This is a genomic window from Nocardia amamiensis NBRC 102102 (genome assembly GCF_001612745.1).
Lineage (GTDB): Bacteria > Actinomycetota > Actinomycetes > Mycobacteriales > Mycobacteriaceae > Nocardia > Nocardia amamiensis.
The window spans coordinates 1-4276 of the sequence record NZ_BDBA01000346.1 but is presented as its reverse complement, the minus strand read 5'-3'; the positions used below and the strand labels follow the sequence as shown (position 1 = coordinate 4276).

The following is a 4276-nucleotide window of genomic DNA, read 5'->3' as shown; positions in this document are numbered from 1 at the left end:
AACCATTTCAGTGAGCGCCGTCAACGTACGTGAAATCGGCTACCCACACCAGATCCGGTGCCGCCGCGGTGAAGTCGCGGTTGAGCCCGTCCCCGGCCCGTATCCCGTCCTTGCCGGGGATCGTGGTGCGGTGTCTGCGTCCCCGCACGACCCCGTTCATGCCGACCTCGCGCATGATCCGGTCGACCGTGCAGAACGCCACGATGTGGCCTTGCCGGCGCAGATAGCGCGTCATCTTGCGGCGCCCATACATCGCCTCGGGTTTCTCGTGCAGGTCACGCAGGGCGTTCTCTACGTGGGCGTCGGCAATGTCACGCGCCGAGGGTGGCCGGCGGCGGGCTTTGCGGTAGGTCCTGGGCGCGATCTGCACCCCGTGCGCGCCCAGCGCACGGCAGATCGACTCGACGCCGTAGACCTTTCGGTATTCGTCGATGAATCCGACGATCAGCGGTGTCGCGGGTCGAGTTCCCGCGCGAAAAAACTGGACTTAGATTCAGACTGTCAACGCAACACACTCGGCGGGAGTTCGGTAGCCGAGGCATTTGCGAGGCCGGTTGTTGAGTCGGTCGGCGATCGCGTCGAGCTGGTCCTGACTGTATGCGCCGATGTTGGTGCCCTTCGGTAGGTATTGGCGCAGGAGTTTGTTGGTGTTCTCGTTCGTTCCGCGCTGCCACGGACTACGAGGCGCGGCGAAGTAGACGTCGACTCCTGTTGCCGCACTGAATATTTGGTGATTCGCCAGTTCCATCCCGCGGTCCCAGGTCAACGTGCGGCGCAGGGTGGCCGGCAATGTGGCATAACGATCGATCAGGGCTTCGACGACGGTTTCGGTGCGGCGGTCGGCGAGTTTCGTCACGATCAAGTACCGGGACTTGCGGTCGACGAGCGTGGCGACCTGGGTGGTGGCGGGACCGACGACCATGTCCCCTTCGAGGTGCCCGATCACGCTGCGGTCCTCGGCGTCGGTGGGGCGGTCGCTGATCGGTCGAGCGTTGATGATCTGCGAGCGCCATTGTCCTTTTACGCTGTGCCGCTTGTTTTTTCGGATCGGTCGACCCGTTCGCAGCTTCTTGCTCATCGGCTTGGGAATCAGCTTCCAGCGGCTGGTATAGATAGCCCGGTAGATCGTCTCGTGACTGACCGTCATCTCCGGGTCGCCGGGGTGGTCCAGACGCAGCCGCCCGACGATCTGCTCGGGTGACCACTCCTGATCGAGCAACTCGATCACCCGCCAGCGAAGTCGGCCGTTTCGCTCCAGCAGGCTGGGCTTGGGCCGCCGACGCTGGTCATCGGCACGCTCCTGAGCTGCAACAGCGCGATAGGCGTCACGACCGCCGTTGCGCCCGACCTCTCGGCTCACAGTCGAAGGTGCGCGACCGAGCGTTTCGGCAATCGCGCGAAACGACCATCCGGCACTCAGCCCTCGGGAGATGGCCTCCCGATCCTGGATGGTGAGCTGCTCGGCGCAGGGAGCGCGTTCCGCGGGCGGGATTCCGCCGTGGTGCTTCAACACTGTGAACACCGATCCCGGCGGCTTGCCCAATGCCCTCGAAATGACACTGATCGACTCCCCGCCGCGCCACCGCCGCCACAATTCGGCCTTCATCGCCTCCGACATCCCCGGCCGCCCAACCCTCGCCACAAACCCTCGCTCCACCAGCACCGTTGCATTGGACCCGTTGAATCTAAGGACGCGAGTTTCAGAATCGCGTTGGCCTGCTTGAGAGCTCGGTTCTCTTTCCGCAACCGAGTCAACTCGTCACGTTCGGCCGAGGACAGGCCCGAGGCTGCCTGCTTGCCCGGCCGAGCACCCTCGTCCAGGGCCTTCTTGATCCAGATCCGCAAGGTCTCGTAGTGCACATCGACCATCGGGGCGATGGCCTGTGCTGCGGCATACGGGGATCCGTACTCATCCAGACGCTCCAGGGCCAGACGCACAGCCTTCTCACGAACCTCGGGCGGATAACGCTTCGACATGATGGGAACCATCTTCCACTAGGAAGAAGCGGCCCCCAACCCGTGACGATTCAGTCACCTCCCGTGAGCTGCGCGCGAGAAACATCGAGGCTAACGGCATTGAGGCACAACCTGATCTGGATCGGTTGTGGGCGATCGAGGACTGCCGGAACATGACATGCAGACTCGAACGCGACCTGATCGGCGCTGGAGATCGTGGGCTGCGGCGCGCTGACGGCCGCGAAGATCATCGGCGAAACCGCAGGCGCCGACCGACTCCGATCCAAAGACGCCTTCGCCCGCCACAACGGCACCGCACCGCTGCCGGTCTGGTCGTCCAGCCGCGCCCGACACCGACTCTCGCGCACCGGGAATCGTCAGCTCAACGCTGCCCTCCACCGCATTACACTCACCCAAGCTCGCTGCCACCCGGACGCGCGAGCACTACTGAAACGGCGCAAAGCTGGCGGAGATGGGGAATGGAAGCCCTCCGAATCCTCAAGTGACGGCTCTCCGACGTCGTCTTTTGCACCGCCATAACCTGCCCGCGAGCCTGCTTGAACAGATTGCCGGTGCAGCTGGCTCGGAATATTTACGAAGGCACTCAGCGAACGTGGCAAGCGCCGGTACACGGTTGCCCAGATCGCGGCCGAATTCGGTGTCACCCTACCAACTATCTACCGCCACCTTGGCAAGCGAACCCGTAGCCTCGGGCGCCATCACCAGCGGCTCGTCATATCCGTTTTGTTTCTTGCGCGATGGCTACCGGAACCCGGAGCAGCACGAGTGGTTCCGTTCCTCGTCGCGGGTGGTTCGGGTGATCGATGCTGGCGTTCCGCAGTGATGTCCGCCAGGATGGTCGCAAGATCTGGATAGGACAAATCAGGCCAGCCCAATATAATATTTTCCATCCCATTCTCCATATATACAGAACGTGCAATTAGTGATCGCGAAATCGCAATTGACGGCAAGGTCGTGGCAACTAGTAAGATTTCCGCCTCTCTGCGCTCGTGATAAAAGGCGCGGAGGCGATCTGACGCGCCGGGGCGATGGACCAGTCGAACGCTCCAGGAATGGCGCCCAGAACCCGCTCCGTGATGATCGGCGCCGGTATCATATTCTGAATTTAGAGTTTAAGCGAATGGCGCCATTTTCTGAAGCATACTTCGTCCTATTTGACGCTGCGTTCAGGTTGCTCAGCGGTTCTCATTCCTATCTAGCAACGGGACTTCTGCGACGGCAAGATAGGGCTCGATGTGCGACGGTCGCCACGACCTTCGGGTAGACTAATGCCTGCGGGCCGACGGCACCGAAGTGAAGTCGGAGTCGAGATATAGAAATTCCCCGCTATTGATGCCAGAGCTTTGAAGGCATACGTGCGACCGCGGGGGTCCCCGACCGGAAAGGTAGTTGTCTAGCGCCGGATTTGAGCGGTGCGAGATGATAACCCCGGACTCGGTGTTGCGAGCCGACACGTGACCGCAATCTTTGTCGAGGAAATGAGCGGGTTATCGGGAGGGGCGATGGCGGAAGTCGGCGGCGATTCACAGGTATGTCCTGTCCTGGGAAGAGCGGTAGTGTTGGCGTTCGCATGATCCTTCCATGCCTCTGACCTGCCCAGCATGGGGGAAATGCCGACGCTTTTTGTTTACCGTGTCTCGGTTCGCTGGTTTCGCGCTTCCCTTGCGGGCGATCAGCATGGCAGTAGGGCGGGAACGGGTCTGCGGGGGCTTGGAGATGTGCGCGACCGACATGCCGATGAGCAACCCCGGTGAGTTGCCTCGTCTGGTATGGCCGCCAGGCAGCCTGCGTACCTGTGTCGGGCAGGGCTTTATAAATGGCGCTACCAGGCGGAGGGTGCGACATCGCCGGTGTGGAGGCGGTCGGGAGCCCATCGGTTGTGTAACGGGCTCTACGACGAAGGCGTAAGCCAGGGTGGGGCAGTCCGTGCACGGGTGTTGAAGCGATGTTGGGGGGTACGCCACCTGGTTGAGTCGACATGCTTCCGAACCGATCTGGGGTCTGCTTGTGTCAACGGCACGCCAGTTGTCACCTGTCGCCTACAACTGCAGTTCTCGGATCCCTCTCGGGACATGCCCGCCGTCCCGGCTGCAGCTTCGGGCTCCAGGATCACATTCCCGGATGCTGACCGAAACCTAGCCTCGGCCATTCATGCTTTTCCCGGCACTTCGTGTCGGGAATAGCGAAAAGGTGCTCTGACCTGACTCGGGACACCTTCGCCGCGAAGTCGGGCATATGATCGTTTGACCTGGTGTTTTGTTGTTTCGGGAGGGGTGTTTGGGGTACTAACCGCAAGGCT

General features: G+C 61.8%; 3 protein-coding genes, 1 pseudogene and 1 other annotated feature. Of the genes and pseudogenes, 1 reads left to right on the top strand and 3 read right to left on the bottom strand.

The annotated features are described in order from the left end of the window. Positions 1 to 7: 7 nt before the first annotated feature. The 3 genes from NA4_RS37395 to NA4_RS37385 all read right to left on the bottom strand — a co-directional run bounded on the left by NA4_RS37395 (position 8) and on the right by NA4_RS37385 (position 1977). Entirely contained in the window at positions 8 to 370 is a 363-nt protein-coding gene (locus NA4_RS37395) for an IS3 family transposase (RefSeq protein WP_084497827.1), read from the bottom strand. Beyond that, positions 356 to 484: a sequence feature (AL1L pseudoknot), on the bottom strand. It overlaps the preceding gene by 15 nt. A gap of 9 nt (positions 485 to 493) precedes the next feature. Then, a complete protein-coding gene (locus NA4_RS37390) occupies positions 494 to 1642 on the bottom strand; it encodes an IS30 family transposase (protein WP_067480817.1) in 1149 nt (382 codons plus the stop codon). Continuing rightward, positions 1603 to 1977, bottom strand: a complete 375-nt coding sequence (locus NA4_RS37385) for a transposase (RefSeq protein WP_169811213.1) — start codon at positions 1975 to 1977, stop codon at positions 1603 to 1605. The genes NA4_RS37390 and NA4_RS37385 overlap by 40 nt, the downstream gene beginning before the upstream one ends. Positions 1978 to 2163: 186 nt before the next feature. Here NA4_RS37385 and NA4_RS43970 point away from each other — a divergent pair. Next, a pseudogene (locus NA4_RS43970) lies at positions 2164 to 2379 on the top strand (transposase); the annotation flags it as partial. Between the last annotated feature and the right edge of the window lie 1897 nt (positions 2380 to 4276).